The 17,418-nt window shown below is 31.5% G+C and carries 15 protein-coding genes and 4 pseudogenes; 4 read left to right on the forward strand and 15 right to left on the reverse strand.

The window, feature by feature from the left end; translation table 11 throughout:
• Positions 1-8: 8 nt before the first annotated feature.
• The 4 genes from JFU20_RS30840 to JFU20_RS02615 all read right to left on the reverse strand — a co-directional run bounded on the left by JFU20_RS30840 (position 9) and on the right by JFU20_RS02615 (position 3,596).
• A complete protein-coding gene (locus tag JFU20_RS30840; protein WP_242488142.1) occupies positions 9-926 on the reverse strand; it encodes a collagen-like protein in 918 nt (305 codons plus the stop codon).
• Between the two features lie 361 nt (positions 927-1,287).
• Entirely contained in the window at positions 1,288-1,920 is a 633-nt protein-coding gene (locus JFU20_RS02605; protein WP_002016561.1) for a type 1 glutamine amidotransferase family protein, read from the reverse strand.
• Between the two features lie 74 nt (positions 1,921-1,994).
• Positions 1,995-2,957 carry a helix-turn-helix transcriptional regulator gene (locus JFU20_RS02610; protein WP_002016562.1) on the reverse strand — a complete coding sequence of 321 codons (963 nt, stop codon included), beginning with the start codon at positions 2,955-2,957 and terminating at the stop codon, positions 1,995-1,997.
• A gap of 63 nt (positions 2,958-3,020) precedes the next feature.
• Positions 3,021-3,596, reverse strand: coding sequence for a recombinase family protein (locus JFU20_RS02615; RefSeq protein ID WP_033716041.1), 576 nt, complete (start codon positions 3,594-3,596; stop codon positions 3,021-3,023).
• Positions 3,597-3,743: 147 nt separating this feature from the next.
• Between JFU20_RS02615 and JFU20_RS02620 the strand changes: the two are divergent.
• Positions 3,744-3,896, forward strand: a pseudogene (locus JFU20_RS02620) (DUF4158 domain-containing protein); the annotation flags it as partial.
• A gap of 126 nt (positions 3,897-4,022) precedes the next feature.
• Here the strand turns inward: JFU20_RS02620 and JFU20_RS02625 are convergent.
• The 8 genes and pseudogenes from JFU20_RS02625 to yqeK all read right to left on the reverse strand — a co-directional run bounded on the left by JFU20_RS02625 (position 4,023) and on the right by yqeK (position 12,640).
• Entirely contained in the window at positions 4,023-7,193 is a 3,171-nt protein-coding gene (locus JFU20_RS02625) for an ATP-binding cassette domain-containing protein (protein ID WP_201038302.1), read from the reverse strand.
• A gap of 79 nt (positions 7,194-7,272) precedes the next feature.
• Positions 7,273-7,752: an SRPBCC family protein gene (locus tag JFU20_RS02630; protein ID WP_002016566.1), complete on the reverse strand. Its 480-nt coding sequence runs from the start codon at positions 7,750-7,752 to the stop codon at positions 7,273-7,275.
• A gap of 436 nt (positions 7,753-8,188) precedes the next feature.
• Positions 8,189-8,752: a class I SAM-dependent methyltransferase gene (locus tag JFU20_RS02635; RefSeq protein ID WP_033716042.1), complete on the reverse strand. Its 564-nt coding sequence runs from the start codon at positions 8,750-8,752 to the stop codon at positions 8,189-8,191.
• A 193-nt stretch (positions 8,753-8,945) separates the two neighbouring features.
• Positions 8,946-9,794 carry a GNAT family N-acetyltransferase gene (locus tag JFU20_RS02640; RefSeq protein ID WP_201038303.1) on the reverse strand — a complete coding sequence of 283 codons (849 nt, stop codon included), beginning with the start codon at positions 9,792-9,794 and terminating at the stop codon, positions 8,946-8,948.
• Positions 9,795-9,821: 27 nt separating this feature from the next.
• Entirely contained in the window at positions 9,822-10,562 is a 741-nt protein-coding gene (locus JFU20_RS02645) for a class I SAM-dependent methyltransferase (RefSeq protein ID WP_002016570.1), read from the reverse strand.
• A gap of 48 nt (positions 10,563-10,610) precedes the next feature.
• Entirely contained in the window at positions 10,611-11,321 is a 711-nt protein-coding gene (gene mtnN / locus JFU20_RS02650) for a 5'-methylthioadenosine/S-adenosylhomocysteine nucleosidase (RefSeq protein ID WP_002016571.1), read from the reverse strand.
• Between the two features lie 24 nt (positions 11,322-11,345).
• Positions 11,346-12,019: pseudogene (locus JFU20_RS02655) on the reverse strand (DUF3885 domain-containing protein).
• A 13-nt stretch (positions 12,020-12,032) separates the two neighbouring features.
• A pseudogene (yqeK, locus tag JFU20_RS02660) lies at positions 12,033-12,640 on the reverse strand (bis(5'-nucleosyl)-tetraphosphatase (symmetrical) YqeK).
• A gap of 196 nt (positions 12,641-12,836) precedes the next feature.
• On the opposite strand from yqeK, the gene JFU20_RS02665 reads away from it, so the two are divergent.
• From JFU20_RS02665 to JFU20_RS02675, 3 genes are all read left to right on the forward strand, one after another.
• Positions 12,837-13,532, forward strand: coding sequence for a response regulator transcription factor (locus JFU20_RS02665; RefSeq protein WP_002016575.1), 696 nt, complete (start codon positions 12,837-12,839; stop codon positions 13,530-13,532).
• Positions 13,522-14,679 (forward strand): sensor histidine kinase, encoded by a 1,158-nt coding sequence (locus JFU20_RS02670; RefSeq protein ID WP_002085430.1) that lies wholly within the window; start codon positions 13,522-13,524, stop codon positions 14,677-14,679. The genes JFU20_RS02665 and JFU20_RS02670 overlap by 11 nt, the downstream gene beginning before the upstream one ends.
• A gap of 181 nt (positions 14,680-14,860) precedes the next feature.
• Positions 14,861-15,877 carry a D-alanyl-D-alanine carboxypeptidase family protein gene (locus JFU20_RS02675; RefSeq protein ID WP_201038304.1) on the forward strand — a complete coding sequence of 339 codons (1,017 nt, stop codon included), beginning with the start codon at positions 14,861-14,863 and terminating at the stop codon, positions 15,875-15,877.
• Between the two features lie 57 nt (positions 15,878-15,934).
• Here JFU20_RS02675 and JFU20_RS02680 read toward each other — a convergent pair.
• The 3 genes and pseudogenes from JFU20_RS02680 to JFU20_RS02690 all read right to left on the reverse strand — a co-directional run.
• Positions 15,935-16,153: pseudogene (locus JFU20_RS02680) on the reverse strand (DinB family protein); the annotation flags it as partial.
• A gap of 39 nt (positions 16,154-16,192) precedes the next feature.
• Positions 16,193-16,753 carry a nucleoside/nucleotide kinase family protein gene (locus tag JFU20_RS02685; protein WP_033716234.1) on the reverse strand — a complete coding sequence of 187 codons (561 nt, stop codon included), beginning with the start codon at positions 16,751-16,753 and terminating at the stop codon, positions 16,193-16,195.
• 49 nt (positions 16,754-16,802) lie between these two features.
• Positions 16,803-17,315: a GNAT family N-acetyltransferase gene (locus tag JFU20_RS02690; protein WP_002165757.1), complete on the reverse strand. Its 513-nt coding sequence runs from the start codon at positions 17,313-17,315 to the stop codon at positions 16,803-16,805.
• Positions 17,316-17,418 lie beyond the last annotated feature (103 nt).

Genomic DNA, 17,418 nt, shown 5'->3' on the forward strand with positions numbered 1-17,418 from the left:
CCCCATTATTATTCTACCTTTAAAAATCTAAGTGAAGCTGATGGAGTACTAATTCCTCCCGAAGGAGCAGTTGTAAGCAAAACAGGTGAAGGACTTCCACTTATTAATCCTATTGAAACAATGTCCCCTGCAGCAAGATTAAGAATATTACTTTGTGTAATAAGATGTGATGCAGTATCACCTGCAGTAGTGATATTTGAAAATGAAGTTAAAAATGGAAATGCTATTCCCCCGCCATTAATTTGAACTCCAAAAACACCTGAATTCCCTGGTGCTAAATTAACTCTAGCATCAACAATGTAAATACCTGCTATATTTACTGTAATATCTCCATTTGGATTAATAGTAAAAGCACCCGCTGTATTTAGAGGTACAGGATTAGCCTTGTCCATTATAATAACTGTGCCAGCATTTATAATACCTGAAGGTTGATATGGCCCCACAATAAAAGTAAAAAATACACCATGAACTGAGAAAATTGGTCCTGTCGATCCTGTAGGTCCTGTAGGTCCTATAGGTCCTGTAAGTCCTGTTGATCCTGTAGGTCCCGTTGGTCCTGTAAGTCCTGTTGATCCTGTAGGTCCCGTTGGTCCTGTAAGTCCTGTTGATCCTGTAGGTCCCGTTGGTCCTGTAAGTCCTGTTGATCCTGTAGGTCCCGTTGGTCCTGTAAGTCCTGTTGATCCTGTAGGTCCCGTTGGTCCTGTAAGTCCTGTTGATCCTGTAGGTCCCGTTGGTCCTGTAAGTCCTGTTGATCCTGTAGGTCCCGTTGGTCCTGTAAGTCCTGTTGATCCTGTAGGTCCCGTTGGTCCTGTAAGTCCTGTTGATCCTGTAGGTCCCGTTGGTCCTGTAAGTCCTAAAAATTCAGGAAATGCACATGGAAATTGAGAACTTTTAAAAAAAGAATTACAATCATTAAATTTTTTCATATTCTCACCTACTTTTTATATCCACTCTATATTTTATGACTAAAAAACAAATACGCTTGTAGTAATACCTATAAATAGGGTCTTACCCCATCGCCATCAAGTTAAAATTTAATACTATCCCTAGAACGAAATTTCATGATAATTTGTAACAAAAAGCTCATTTTTTCATTTTGGGGTATTTCTGAATTCTTAAGTTGATGGGCATGGGGTAGCGTCAGGAAAATGCGGATTTACAACGTTAAGGAAATTCCAAATTAAAAAGCCCAACTTCTCTGCAAAACAAAATAGAGAAAGTGAGCTTTTCAGTTACTTCATTATTTTTATTTGAACTAATATAAAACTGCTAAGTTGATTTTTTAGCTCAGCTATTTATTGAATTCATTAACTGGAAGAAGTATTCAGGTTTATGAGTTTTATTTAGGTTATACCATGAATGTAATGTGTCGGGTGCAAATACATCTAATTTTTTCAGTACTTCCATCGCAAATTCCAGAGGAGCTATTCCTGATGCAGTAACTAAATTCGCATCAGATACCGCAGATCTCAACTCATAGAACTTTTCTCCTTTATAGTTAGGACATACCATTTTAGTGTATTCTAAATTATTACTTGTATGCTTTCTAGTATCTAAGTATCCCATATTCGCAAGGGCCTCAGTTGCACCACAAATTGCAGTAACAATAGTGCCAAGCTTTAAAGCTTGGCCAATTCTTTCCAAGATAGGTTGATGAATTTCTTCACTCCAAGTAGTCCCTCCTGGTAAAATCAAAAGATCTTTACTCTCAAAAGTACATTCATCAAGGGAAATATCTGGTTTTATGCTCGGTCCTCCCATAGTAGTAATCATTTCTTTATTAGCTCCTACTGTAATTACTTTTAAAGGTACTAAATCTTTTTTGAAATATCTTCCTGAGTTTAGTTCAGCAATTAAATATCCATATTCCCAGTCCGACATTGTATTAAATACATATAGAAAAACTTTTTTTGTTTGCATCCAATAACACTCCAATCACAATTGATATAGCTATTATAATATAACTTCCCTGACAGTTAACGTCAGGGAAGTTATCATACTTGATGAAATTTTATTAATTCCGACAGAACTTCAATAAGTCTTTTCTTAAGACTTATTGGCTCAATAACTTTAATAGATTTATTGTACGGTAAAAGTAAATAAGGTACATATGTATGTATCATATCTTTTTCAAGAAGAAAAACTGCTTGATTTGAAGTCCGTTCTTGTAAATAATGTCCTAAAAACCAATGTTGGCAAATATCAGCCAATACACTTTTATCCCCATTAATAACCAAAGAAATAATCCCTTCCTTATCTTCTATAGTTGGAAGAAGATTTTTTATAAAAAAGTCACGTGCTGAAAAATTTTCTGGCCGGTTAAACTTATTTTCGGTTAGCATTAGACTTTCAATTCGATCTACTCTAAAACTACGGATATCATTCCTAAGATGACAAAATCCAATCACATACCACTTATTATTCCAATAGATAATTCTGTACGGATCGACCAATCTATAATTTAATTGCTTTTCGCCACTTTTATAGTAAAGAATTTTTACTGAGTACCCGTCAGCTACGGCCTGCTCCAACTCCTTCAAAAAAGGTTCCATAGAGAGTGAACTTAATCGACTTATTACTTCTAGACTAGTTAAATGTTGGTTTATCTTTGCTTCCTGCTCTTGATTTGAGTATTTACTTAGTTTTGAAATGGCCCTATTTAGTGCTTCACCTCCATAATATCCGGCTTCTTCCGCAAAAACAGCAGCGTGAAATAGTGAAGTTTGCTCCTCAAAATCAAAAAAAAGAGGAGCCTCAATAAAATTGTTCAATAAAGTGTATCCACCGTTATGTCCTGGTTCTGAAATTATAGGTACGCCACTTGTTGAAATTGTATCAATATAACGATACACAGTCCTTATATTCATCTCTAACTTTTCTGAAATTTGTTTTGCAGTAATTTTTTTACCTGAGCGAAGCATCCATAGAATTGCTAACATATTGTCAATTTTAGGCATATAATTCCACCTCTATATGGAATTTATTTTCTATTATATATTTCTGATTTTTGGTATAACTCATCAACTGTTCCTTTCCGATAGCTTTCTATATAATGAGGCCCTAGACACATTTGTAATTTCACAAATTTGATTTACAGTCATATCTCCCTCTTTATAAAGCTTTACTGCATAATTCATTCCTGCATGATTTTTATGGTACTTCTTTAACCGACCTTTAAACTTTCCTTCTTTCTTAGCCAGTTCAATCCCTTCACGCTGCCGCATACGGATAAGATTACGTTCTAATTGGTTTACACCCGCCATAACCGTAATTAAGAATTGGCTGTAGGGATTATCTTCTGATAAATCTAGCCATGTATCTTTTAAGGATTTTAAATTTGCCTTTTTACTCCGTATGTTATCGATTAATTCAAATAAATCTTGTGTACTACGAGTAATCCGAGTTAAGTCCGTAACATAAATGATGTCACCTTCTTGTATATCCTCTAACATTTTTTGAAGTTGCTCACGATCTTTTGTTGCTCCGGAAACTTTTTCTTTAAAAATAATATCCATTCCGAGTTCGTTCAGTTGCTGAAATTGCCTTGAAGGATTCTGGCTAGTTGAACTGACACGTATATAACCGATTTTCCGCAAAATATCACCTCATTTTTGAGACAAGTCTTATGAGACGCTCTTAACTATGATTTTATCAGTCTTCTACACTTGTATCAATAGAGTACACTCTATTGATATATAATCGAACTAATTAACTGAATAATCACAAAAATGAGATGGTACTGTATGGAAATGGCGAGAGGTAGCGAATTACTTACACCGGAACAGCGACAAGCCTTTGTACAAATTTCTGAAGATGAGTGGGTGCTAGGAACCTACTACACTTTTTCCAAACGAGATTTAGAAATTATAAATAAGCGAAGGAGGAAAATTAGACGCTTTTGAGGTTTTAGGTACCCCTATATTATGTTAAAGAAACTCTTCTTCAACATAAAAACTCATTTGCAGATTATTGCAAATGAGTTTTTAATCCCTAACTGACCACTATTTTTTATTCTTCTTAATTTAATTATTTTTCTCCAGACATTCATAAACTGCCATCATTTCTCGCTTATTCAACTCACGAATTCGATTAAATATTGGAATGTCTGCAACATCCTCAGTTCGTAAGCTTTCATCCACAACATCACTAACTTTTCCAGTTAACCATGTTTGTACATCCACGCCCTCAACAATTTCTTTAAGCCCTTCATCATTAATCCCACTTGCATTACAAGTTATACATGGAATTGTTAATTTAAACACGCCATCATGTAGATTATCTTCGGTTATAACTTTTTTTCCGTTACAGAATGGGCATGGGTTGCTTTTTTTTATTTTATTAATTTGGGTAACTAATTTTTTATAACCAAATGCTTCATACACATATGTTAATTTTTTATATTTTCCATTTGTGAAATATTTATCTATGATAGTTTCTCTTGTTTCATTGATATTTTGGAAATCACAAATAGTCACCTTATTATTATTGCTGATTGATTCGATATTACCTTTAATTTCGCCCCAGAATGGTAAAACATTTTGTAACACCATTTCATAGTTTGAAAAGCTTGCTTGTTCTAATTCAAACATTTTCAGTGCGACTTGTGTTTTCCTAGGCAGTAAAGAGACATCTTCTGTCATAATCATATTGTCACCTACGATAGATTTCAATTTGATGAGTACAGGTAAATCTCCTACAATTTTTATTATTTCATTAAGCGGCTGATTGATAATTTCACGAATATCTGTATCTCCAAATTTAAGTGGTTTTTGGTGATTTAATACCGTTGTCTCACAAATTGGACATGTCATCATTTCTTTAGAAGTTTTAATATCTTCTTTAATAGCTGCTTTTGAAATAACAATATATCCGCCAATAATTGTATTAAATCCTACCCATGTTCTACGTGTCTTGCCTTTCTTATCATAAAATGACTTATCAAAATAGCCGTACCAAAATGTATGTTTTTCTTCCTCAGACATATCGTTATAGCTCTTTGACAAATCATGACCAAGCTCATTTTTAATTTCTTCAAATAGAAATTCTATTTTTTCATATTGATAAAATTTTAATACTTTCATAATTTCAGGATCGAATAGACCATCCCAAAATGGAACATTTTTATCTTGAATTGTAATTCCTTTATCAAAAACTTCAATTTGAAGACGTCCCGAACATGATGGGCAATGATTATCCTGAGAATAAAAATCGAAGCTTCTCGTATCTTTATTAGTCGGATGAGCAGATACAATATGATTGATCAATCCACCAATTTCATATAAGAAACTATATTGACTATACAAATGTCTTTCGAGATCAATAGCAACTACAGGTGCAATTGTATCAGATTCGTATTCACCGTAAATTAAACGCGCCATTGATGATAAGCTTTTTAATATGCCACCCTTATAGATGTTTTCTGCATTTTTAAAATAATCAATATGATTTTCTTCTAAGTAATTAATTCCATTTTGTTGATTCAGTGTTGAAGAAATATGTATTTGCTCAGCATTATTCACACTGCTTTTTTGACGATAATAATCCTCATGAATTAATACATCAAGATGCTTTATAGATTCAACCTGTCTTTTTCCAAAATCGACAATATAATCAGAACTTTCTAGCATGTAACTGTTATGCTCAATCATTATGATAGAGACTGATTCATCTTGTAATATCCCTCTAACACTATCTATAAATTGATTTAAAATATTTTGCGATAAACCTTTTGAGGGCTCATCAAAAATAAACAATGTATGTGGATTTCTTGTTTTTGCAAATAACTCAGAAACTAAATGAACACATTGAAACTCACCCGTTGATAATGTTTGTGTTTTTCGTTCTAATGTTAAATAGCCCAGTCCTAATTTGATTAGTAGGCTCAAGCGTTTATACGCAATATCTTCGGTTGGAATTTCATCAATAATATCCTCAATTGAGCGCTCAAAAATATCATCAATTTCTTCACTATACTTTGTCAGTTTCTTTTTAATATCTAAGAAAGTTGCTACGGTTGATCGACTTGTAATCGATTGGTTTCGATCTTGCCCTACCATAACTAATTTATCTTTGGGATATCGTTTCAAGAAATCTGTAGCTAAACACTCATTGACAAGTGTAGATTTCCCGCATCCAGACTCTCCTGTAACAGTTACAAGTCTATTTTTAGGAATCTGAAACTCAGTCATTTGGATATTTCGGCAATATAATTCATGGAATGTATAATATTCTGTTGGCATTTTGTAATTTCGTTCCGATAGTATTGGTTTTGGTCTTGGTGATTCTTTCACGATTTGTCCACCATATTTTCCGCTACCAGGTCCGAAGAACAATTGCTCATCTGTTGTATCCAGTACTGTATCTGAATGATCAATGAGCCAGATTTGATTTTTACACCCTAATTGCTTGATTTCTTCTAATATTTGTAATAATGTTTCATTATCAAGTCCAACTGAAATCTCATCAATAATAATTACAGTATTTTCACTAACTGCCATGAATTCAGCTAAGTAAAGTCGTGTTAATTCTCCACCTGACAACGTACCCATAATTCGATTTAATGTTAAATAACCAATGTTCATATTGATAATATTTTGCAATATATGTTGTTTTGCTTCACTAATATTTAATTCTTCTGCTAATGAAAGAATAGATTCAACACTTAAATCGTTAATATCCGAAATTGTATGTGATTTAGCAAATAACTCAATAGTACGTTGTTCAACTTCTTCACTATAACGTTTCCCCTTACATTTTTTACACTCAATATTTTTAGTAGTACCACGCCCTTTACAGCCAGCACACCAACCTAATTGATTATTAAATGAAAAGACTTCAGGAGAAAGATTAAATTCTTCCGCTAGTTTTTCACGAATCTCTTTAAAAACACCTGTATGAGTACCAATCGTCGAACGCGGATTGGAAGAAATTGATGATTTTCCTAAAAAAAGTACTAAAGGCATTTCCTCCATCTTAATGGCACTAAAATTAGTTTCCATAATATTAGGAAATAAATATTGATATTCAGCCTTTGGCAATAAGGAAACTAGACGCTTCTTTGATTCTTCACCAATTGTTTGACAAAGAGTTGTTTTTCCAGATCCAGATAAACCAGCAATACCAAGTGATTTATTAAATGGAATAACAGTATCAAGTTTATTTATGTTATTAGCAATTAATTGATTTACTTTCATATTAACCTCTATTCTTATTGTTTTTAAAAATCATTTTTATAAGATAATAATTATACAATAAATACCATGAATTTAATCCCTAATCTTTCAACTCATCAACCTTAACCTTATAATTATCAAACCAATATTCCCACTCATCTTTTGAAAACACCTTCTCTTCTCCTTCTAAAACGGAAGAAAAAAGATCTAAACAAATATGCCAACCAGCTATATCTTTCGGTGTATGATCAGTTAATTCCTGAATGTATTCTTTAAGAAGTAAAAGAGAACCATTTTCCTCTTTATGTATTTCAAATCGGACACGATCTTTATCCCATGTGAATTCAAGTACTGAATTTAGTTGGCACTCTAAAATATCAATATTTAAAAATGAACCATCCATCATGTCGAACTTTATAATTCCACCTGTTTTAAGATTTTCAATCTGTAAATTAGACATCCATTTTTTAAGCTTGCTGTTTTCAGTTAAAACAGACCAAACTTCCTCTATTGTATAAGAAAATTGGCGTTCAAATTTCACAATATAGCCGTCAGTTTGTTTCTCTATTTCAGCCAACATATTTATTGCCTCCTACTTGTATATAGAATGTATGTTCTTATTTTACACGAATTTATATATAAAAGAAATCTCTATGGCAATGAAATATTAATTTAATGTGTGAATGGTAATTTGAACATTGATTTATTATATATTCTCTCCATATGTTTATTACAATAGGCGTACCTCAACATTTCCACAAAAAAATTCAACATAAGAAAACGTTGATTTATTTATTTTATATAATATTTCCATTAAATATTTAAAAGCAATTTCCTTTAAGATAAATGGTGTTAATAAGAGCTAATATAGTATTTAAATCAAGTTATGTAATGTTCAAAATCACTTATTATGTATGTTTGCTTCCATGTTAAACTTAGGATTACAGCACAAATAAAAAAAGCCGCATTTGCGACTAATGAACTAATAGAACTAACACCTACTTTAGGTGAACGACTTACCTTTTAATTGCGTCAACAATTAGCGATGGAAAACCAAGTTTATCGCCTCTATTTCTAGAATCATACTTGTTCGAACGGAAAATAACACCATCGTTTGCATCCCATTCATTGTAATAAAATTGACCATTTTCATCACAATATTCAAGTAAAACTACCTCGAATCCAGCGGTTTCAAACATTTTCGTTAATGTTTTATAATTATGAACGATTTTATGGCTTGCAGCTGGGTGGTCTTTCGGGCCAGGTCCGCCTATTTGAACTATATTTTGGTAGGTTTTATCTCGGAAAAATGCATCAGGGACTCCGCACCGAATATGACCTGATGGCTTTAAAAATTTATAACAAATTTCAGCTGCTTTTACACCTTCTTCAAAAGTAAGATGTTCCCATACATGCTCAGCTAAAATAGCTGAAATGGAATTGTATTCAAATCTTTCTTCCCAAGTGGTAATGTCTAGTAAATTAAGTTCATCTTCTTGAGTTTGAACCCAACCTGGATTATTATTAAATACTCCAGCTCCGACTACTACTTTAATTTCGTCTTGCTTGATTGCCATCACTTTCACCTCATAAATATTTTAACGTATTAATATATTCTATGTTCACTATATATTTTCCTTTTTTTAACTAAAGTGCCAGTTAGCTCAATAAGATAGGTGACAATACTTCTGTTGTTTTTACTTATCCTCCCACATACAGCAAAAACGTTTATAGTGCAAAATAAAAAGCGAAAAGAATAATTCCTTCCGCTTTTTATAGCAATAAATACATTTCATATTGTGCTAAAGAATTCTTTTCAAATCCAGATTTCTTTAAAAACCCTTCCAGTAAATTGTTGTTTGGAAACCCAATTGATAAACTTGATAACTTTAACTCTTCACTTGCTACCTGTAATAATTTCGTCCCAACACCAATATTTCTATAGTCTTTGTCTATGAAAATAAAACTAATTTTTCCTTGTTCATTTACACATACAGAACCTTTTATATCACTATCAGCATATGCACCGTAAAATGTATGATTTGTTTTTTCGATATAATCAATATCATTTTGCCAATTTATATGGAAGTTTAGCCATTTCTGAATTTCAACTTTAAATGTTGGAAATTCTAATTGTTTTACTTCAATATTTTTATTACCTTTATTCATTATTTTAGTTACATCATTTAAATTATAATAAGAAAGATCATATACTTTTTCATAACCTAATTTGTTATAAAAATGAATCGCCCGATCGTTTCCTACAATAACTTCAAGAAAAAGCTGCTTACATTTATTTTGTATCGCTTCTTCTTTATGTAACTCAAATAACTTTTGACTTACACCAATGCCGCGAAACTCTGGATGAACCGCTAATGTTCCGCAGCGCATTGTTTTTATACTTTCATATACCTTAATACCACCAAGTATTACACCAACACATTTGTCACCATCTAAAGCAAGAAAGGAGTGTTCTAGCATATTCCCTTCTGGTCCAAAAAATCTTTTAATAAAATCTTCTTTTGAAACTTCCATTTTAATAATGTAATCTGAAAATCCATCCTTAAAAGCTTTATACACTAAATCTATACTTACTTCACTACATCTTTTGTATTGAATCATATAAGTATAATCCCCCGCTTTGACTTGTTATAAACTGCATTCAAATACATGAAATGAATTACCTTCACCATATCCATCTTTTATTTCATGAACAACAATTTGACTAAACCCATTAGTAATAAGTATATTTTCAAATTCTTTTAAATCATATAGTCTTATAGGAAAATCCATAATCTCTGTTTCTACTATTTTCTCATCATGAATGATTTCATATTTCAGTATAATATTCAGAAGTTTTTGCGCCTTATCATATGAAACTTTTCTATACTCAACAATTAATTCATTGTTAATTTCTTTTCTATTTGTCTCTATCCAATCTAAAATTTGTTCTATTTCACTTCCACCTTGTACAACTGTAAGAAGTAATTTTCCAGTTTCCTTTAAGTTGTTTTTCATATTTTGAAGACTATTGTCTACTAAATTATTTGGTAAAAGTGAAAATGAACCGATAGGAATCATAATAAGATCGTATTTTTTATCACTATGATATTCTTCTATTCTTCCTTGTGATACAACCGGTTTTAAGTTTAATTTTTCTGCTTTATCTTTACAAACTTTAAGCATATCTTTCGAAATATCAAACCCTTCTATATTCACACCATTTTGCATAAAGGGAATTAACATTCTACCATTTCCGCACATTGGTTCTAACACATGTATATTTTTATCTTTTGCAAAAGAAAGATAAAAATCCAATTCTTTTCCGGCTGCAATTGATTTATCACTTTCATATATCTTTGTACAAAGTTCTCCATAATACGTATGCAATTATAATTCACCTCTTAATTTGAAATGAGCGGGATATTCCCCCTCTTGTTATCTATTGTTAACTACAGTAATCTCATAAACACGTAAAAAAGTAATTAAATGCTCACACGCTCGTTCACATGCTAACATTTTAAAAACCTTTTGTTCTTCTTTCGTTTTGTCATTCGCTTGATCTGAGGCAGCTTTTAAACATAGAAATGGTTTGTTATTTACACGACATACATAAGCAAATGCTGCCACTTCTTGATCAACGGCTAAAGCACCGTATACAGTATGAAGTAAATACCTCATTTCTGAACTTCGAATACGTTGATCTCCAGATAGAAATGTACCAAAATGGACCGGGTCATACGAACGCAATTTCTTCATTCGTTTTACGAGTGATTTAGTTGTTTCAATAGGTGCTGTTCTACCATCATATAGATTAAAACTATCTTCTCCTGAACCAGCCGCTGTAACATCATGCTGCAAAGTATTAAGAGCTACAACGATGTGTCCATTTTTCACCTTATCTGATAAACTCCCGCAAATCCCTGTCATAAATAACTGGTCTGGCTGGAATTCACTTATTAATAGTTGTACACAACTAGCACAACTTACTTTACCGACACCAGTTACAACTGAAATAACTTCTAATTCATTAATAGAATGAAAATGAAATTCCCAAGCTGCTATTTTTTCTACACGCTCACTTGGATAATGTTGATGCAAATACGTAAGCTCTGGTTCCCATGCAGATACAATTGCGATCCTTTTCATTACACACTTCACTTCCTCCTATTTTCATGTAAATAAGTCATCTATACTCTCTCGTTCATATTCTGGTATCCACTCTTTATACTTCTCATATAAATCCCGTATCTTTTCTTTATTCTTCGCAATTACTTCACATCCTCTATCACCATAAATAAACATGATAATATCCTTTGTTACATTTATAAAAAATACATCTGGATATGAAATTTCTTTTTTCGCCCTAGACGTGGACGTAGGTCAGGGAAATCTTCATGATTAGCTGCTTGAATAAGCGGTTCATATTTAATATCTTCAGCAAGACATTTTAAAGAAAATTGATATGTACAATATAAGTCAGCTTCTTCATCTTCAAATAGAAAAGGTAATGTTTCTTGTCTAATATGAAACTTTAAACCGCTCTTTTTAATAAATCTATTGTATACATTTATTTTCTGCAGATTTTTTATATTTTCCTGTTTAAATCGATAAACATTTGTGATTAAAAAGACGGTATCTTCTTTTGAAAATATATCTTTAAATAGATTTTTATTATACCTATATAGTTGTGTGAAATATTCCATATTATACGTGTTACCATCTTCTTTGAATTGATATTTATCTTTCCTAAAATCAAAATGAAGATGATTTTCCCACTGAGAGTATATGTACGGTACTAACGTAACTCCTGGAAATGTTTGATTCATATATTCTTTAAATTGCATTTTCATACCCTTTCTACTCTACAATTTCTTTTAAATGCCAATATGCTTCTTCTAGCCACGGATGTATGACTTTTAATGTATCTTTTCTTTCCCACAAATATGAAATATATACAAAAGCAGCATGTTCCAAAGATTTTTCCAATCCTTTTTCACCTCAATTAAATATGACGGTGTCCCTATTTGATCCCATTCTAATTTATCAGCAATAAATAATACTAAATCCATCTTCGTTGCATGTTTATGCAACGTAGTGTGGCAACAGATAGCATTTAAAACTTCTTTATCTTCTACTTTAAATACCTCTTTTGCAATTACTCTCGATAATTTTTGATGAATAATCATTGGAAATTCTCGTTCTTCTTGTAATATTTCTATGCCAAATTCTTCAGCAACTGCAATCCGCTCCTCATTCGGAAAGATTGCACTAATATCATGTAAACACCCTGCAATCGCTGCTTTTTCTTCATCTTCATAAAATATTTTCGCAATTTTTCTCGCCTCATTTGCCACACGAATTGAATGTTTATATGTAAATTCTTTATTGTATTTTAATAGAAAAGCTTTAATATCATTTTCTATTTTTCCAGTTGGAGTAAATGAATATATATCATTATATAACATAGCAAGTCCCCCTTATAACTATCTTTCAGTATAATGTGGAGTTTAAATATCCTTCTTATTTTATATTCGTTATGAATGTTTTAATTCCTTTTAATACGATACATGAAATTTTATGTAGAAACATTACTACAAAATACATAAATGTTTGATATTATAGTAATGTTGATTAATTGTAAGGAAAGGAACTAACTATAAAATGAATAAAAACATATTAATTATTGATGATGATAAAGATATTGTAGAATTACTGGCTGTTTATTTACGAAATGAAGGCTATAACATTTATAAAGCTTATGATGGTGATGAAGCATTACAAATGATATGTACATATGAAGTTGACCTTATGCTTTTAGATATTATGATGCCAAAACGAAACGGATTGGAAGTTTGTCAAGAAGTGCGTGAAAATAATACTGTACCTATCCTTATGCTTAGTGCAAAGGCTGAAGATATGGATAAAATTTTAGGACTTATGACCGGCGCAGATGATTATATGATTAAACCGTTTAATCCACTAGAATTAGTGGCTAGAGTGAAAGCTTTATTACGAAGATCCTCTTTCCAAAATGCTACTTCCCAAAAGAATGAAGATGGTATTATTCGTATTCGTTCTGTTGAAATACATAAACATAATCATACTGTTAAAGTAAATGGAGAATATATTAAACTCACCTCTATCGAATTTGATATTTTATATTTACTAGCGAGTAATACTGGAAGAGTATTTAGCTCTGAAGAGATATTCGAACGAGTTTGGAATGAAGACGGTTATGGTTCTAATAAAACGGTAATGGTCCATATTAGTAATTTACGCGATAAACTTGAAACCGTAATGAATGGTGAAAAACTAATTCATACGGTTTGGGGAGTAGGATATAAAATTGAGAAATGAAGCATTTGATATATTAAAAGATATACCAAAGTGGAAGCTTATTTTTTGGCTTTTATTAGCTATCACTCTTACACCAATTACCGAATTAATTATATTTCGCCTCGTAACGAGTGTAATTGAGAGTTCACTTACTCTAAGCGAACTAGGAAAAGAATTCATTAGAATTTTTGGCCATGAAAAATATATTGGATTAAAAGAGTCTTTATGGATGATGATTGTATCTTATTTGTTTTTATTTTCTATTTTCTCATCCTATTTATACATTTTTTATCGTCATGAAAGAAAGGTTTACTATGAAACTTGTATAAAAAAAATGATTGAAGAGATTCGGTATATTGCAAGTGGAAACTTTAATCATAAAGTTTCCATCGTACACCATAATTATTTAGAAGAACTGGCAACTGGGGTCAATCAAATTATTGAGCAATTAAAAGTTTCGATTGATGAAGAAAGACAGGCAGAACAAGCAAAAAGCGAACTTATTACAAATGTATCACATGACTTACGAACCCCTCTTACATCTATAGTTGGATACGTAAATTTAATCCATCATGATAATTATAGAGATGAAGTAGAATTACGATACTATATTCAAGTCATTTACGATAAAGTAACCCGTCTTAATGCATTAATGAATGACTTGTTTGAATATACACGTGTTCAAAATAAAGAGTTAAGTTTATATTCTGCTCCCATTGATATTGTAGAATTGCTTGGACAATTAACTGTCCAATTTCGGATACAGCTTCAAGAAGCTAATATTGAATGTCGCCCTTCTTTCCCATCTCAAAAGCTAATGGTACTAGCTGATGGGGATAAATTAGTACGTGTGTTTGAAAATCTAATCATAAACGCTATTACTTATGGAAATGATGGAGATCATATTGATATTACCGCTTACGAAAGCAATAACATGATTACAATTGATATAACAAATTACGGACAACCTATCCCTAGTACTGATTTACCTCATATTTTTGAACGTTTTTATCGTGTTGAAAAATCACGTTCAACAAACACTGGTGGATCTGGGCTCGGATTAGCAATTGCAAAAAGTATTGTTGAATTGCATAAAGGAACAATTGAAGTATATAGCGATGATAAAAAAACAACTTTCACTGTAAAATTACTCCCTTATAAAGCTTAATACCTCATATTTATAGGTTCAATTTTTTATCATATAAGAAATTGAACCTTTTATATTCCATCAATATCCAAAATTTAATAATCCTTTATAATTCTTTAGAAATTCTTTACCTTTTCTTTCTTCCTAATTAAGCATTCCTTTTTACAATAATATTATTGATGTAATAGTAGGAGGATCGCTAATGCAATTCTTGAAAAAAATAACAGTTTTATTATTATCTTTTCTTATTACTGCACTTATCGTTTTATATTTTTATCTTTATGTAAATGGTCCAATTATTCAAGCTAAATCAGCTATTTTAATAGATACTAATTCTGGTGAGATTGTTTATAAAAAAAATGAAGAAACTCCTATACAATCAGCTACTTTATCTAAATTAATGACAGAGTATATCGCACTGGAACAACTGAATGAAGGAAAAATACAGTTAGATGAATTAGTAAAAATAAGTAACGAAGTTTTCCGAGCAGAAACGAGTCCTATACAAGTAACTTCGAAAGATAAAACGACGGTTCGTGATTTACTTCATGCATTGTTTTTGACAGGGAATAATCGTTCCGCACTTGCCCTTGCAGAACACATTGCTGGAAACGAAGATAACTTTACACTTTTAATGAATGACAAAGCAAAACAACTAAAGTTATCACAACCATCCCCGTTTCTAAATGCTACTGGAATTAATAACGATACGAATAAACAATCAACTACAACATCGATAGACGTCGCTAAACTAGCAACACAATTAGTAAAAGACTTTCCAGATGTATTGAATGTTACGAAACTAACCTCTTACCAATTTACCTTCAAAGATTCAAAAGTTTTCAATACAAATAAAATGATATATTCCCTTAATAAAAACATTAAACTCCAAGGTGTTGACGGCTTACAAACTAGTTTTTCAACTAATGGTAATTATAGTTTTGTCAGTACAGCCACACGAGGAGATACTAGACTTATTTCAGTAATATTAGACGCCGGTGATGAAAACAGTACTTTTATTGAAACAAAAAAGTTACTTCAGTACGGTTTTGATCCTTCCTCGTACTCTGCACTCCAAGCTTTTAAAGATACTGTTACATCTTGGACAATATTGTTTCAGTTTAAAAATTTAATCATACAAACGATTATGATCTTTTTCATCATTACAATCTTAATGTTTTTATATATACGTCAAAAAAAAGCCGAGGATTTTAATTAAAAATTCTCTTTAATATAAAAACCGACTTGCGTTTACACTGCAAGTCGGTTTCTAAATCTACAATCCTCTTCCAATTAAATTCGCTGAAACGGGCTGAAGATTTAATTCTCTTGCCCATATAGATATCTGACCAATATGATGAATTTCATGTACAATTACATGCCTTAAAACTTCACCGTATTTATATGATTTATCTGTCCATGAAGCTTTCAATATTTTTGATTCGAAGTCGCCAGACCATAACTGCAAAAAGTTATCTAATTCTCGTCTATATATATAAATCAGATAATGACTTGTACATATCGTTTTATACATTTAACCATTCACAATCACTTCTCTTCGATTAAGTTCCTCTATTATTTGACCAATTATTTCACTTATAGATAAAGATCCATCCAATACAATATCCGAATTCGGCTTAACAGTATGAATTGCCTCTAAATAAGCTTTTCTCGCATGTGTCATGTAATGTTTCAAATTATTATGTATTTCACTCATTGTATCTTCTTTAAAATCTCTCAAAATCCTTCTAGCCATCGCAATATCTAAAGGTGTATCGATAAATATAGTTACATCAATGAATTGTCCCACTTCTCTATTTAAGTATGCAAAAGGATAATCTACAATAATATAATCTAAACTACTATCTTGTATAGAACGCTGAATATCATTCATTAGCGGTGTAAGTACCCATTCATCGTAATTAGCTCCATCATCAATCCATTTACAAATATCAACCGGACAGTTATCAAATTTATATCTATCAAAATATAGAGCCTTTGAGTTTTTCAACTCATGAGCTAAACTTTCTGTAATGGTAGTTTTACCGCCCCCTGAAACAGCTGCAATTGAAATTATTTTTGTTTTTTTATTCACGATTCCCACCAAACCCCTTTTGTTAACATAATATAATTATAAAATACTATTATTTATTGTTCCATTCATATTCTAACATACTCATTTCCCATAAATTCCAATACGTTTCTCCTACTCTTTTTGACTCTCTTAATAAACCTTCTTTTACAAAACCTATTTTTTCGTAACAAGAAATAGCTGACTTATTAAAGTCGTAAACACCAAGAGTTACTCTATGTAGTTTTAATTCATCAAAAGCAATACAAAGTACGGCTTTCATCATATGTTTCCCTATAGAACGCCCTCTCATTTTCGTATTACCAACTAGCACTTTTCCAATTCTAGCAGACTTATTTATATTATCTATTTGTCCAAGAGAAATATGACCAATAACTGCTTTAGTCTCTTCATCCATTATTTTGAATGCCAGTGTGTTTGCACATTCTGTATATTTCTCTAATTGCTGTTCATTTAAAGGATATGTGAATGCATTTCCCGACCATTGTATTAAAAATTCTTCGGAATTAATCCAATTTATTAATTGTTTGAAATCAGTTCTTGTAAATTGTTTCAGCTTGATCACTCTCATTCTCCTTTCACACAACCTTTTATACACCTTCAAATTTATTTCTATATGAAAAATATATTCCCTTTTAAATAAAATAAAAAGCCATTCATAAGAATGG

This window comes from Bacillus sp. TH30, from assembly GCF_016650875.1.
In the GTDB taxonomy this organism is placed as follows: domain Bacteria; phylum Bacillota; class Bacilli; order Bacillales; family Bacillaceae_G; genus Bacillus_A; species Bacillus_A mycoides.